This window comes from Streptomyces griseorubiginosus (genome assembly GCF_017614965.1).
Lineage (GTDB): Bacteria > Actinomycetota > Actinomycetes > Streptomycetales > Streptomycetaceae > Streptomyces > Streptomyces griseorubiginosus_B.
On the sequence record NZ_WVUG01000690.1, the window covers coordinates 1 to 795 of the forward strand.

Annotated in this window: 1 protein-coding gene; it reads right to left on the bottom strand. The window is 72.6% G+C overall.

Annotated features, from left to right (window positions below; all coding sequences use genetic code 11):
• Nucleotides 1–788, bottom strand: a 788-nt coding sequence (locus tag GRC12_RS44780) for a serine/threonine-protein kinase (RefSeq protein WP_208786133.1), incomplete at its 3' end; no start/stop codon positions are given.
• Between the last annotated feature and the right edge of the window lie 7 nt (nucleotides 789–795).

Consider the following 795-nt stretch of genomic DNA (forward strand, 5'->3'; position numbering starts at 1 on the left):
CCCTCTCCCCCACCCACCGGCAGCGTCGGTGCAGGTGCGGGAAAGGCCACCGGGTGCAGGGCGGACGTCAGTTCGTCCAGGCCTGGGCGGACCTCTGGTTCCTTTTCCAGGAGCGCGGCGAGGATGGAGCGCAGGGGGCCCGCCGCGGCGGGGAGTTCGGGTTCCTCGTAGAGGACCGCGTGGAGCGTCGCCAGCGTGGTGTCGCGGGAGAACGGGGAGCGGCCGCCCAGCGCCGCGCAGAGCGTCGCGCCGAGGGACCAGATGTCCGAGGGCGGGCCCTGGGGCCGGCCGGAGATCCGCTCGGGGGCCATGTAGTCGGGGGAGCCGACCAGCATGCCGACCATCGTCAGCGCCTTGGCGTCCTGGAGCGCGGCGATCCCGAAGTCCGTGAGGACCACCCGCTCCCCCGCGGCCTCCACCAGGACGTTCCCCGGTTTGATGTCCCGGTGCAGCACTCCCCGTGCGTGCACCTGCCGCAGGGCGGCGACCAGGCCGAGGCCTGTCCGGGCGGCCTCACGGGGACTCAGGGAACCCGACTCCACCATGATCCGCTCCAGGGAGCGGCCCTCCACCAACTCCATGACGATCCACAGGCGTTCGCCCTCGTCCACGACGTCGTACACCCGCACGACGTTGGGGTGGTCGATCCGCGCCGTCGCCCTGGCCTCGCGCAGCGTGCGTTCGCGGCGGGTGCGGGTGTCCTCGGCGTCCAAGCCGTCTATCCGCATTTCCTTGATCGCGACCGGGCGGTCCAGCATTTCGTCGGCGGCCCGCCACACCCGCCCCATTCCCCCC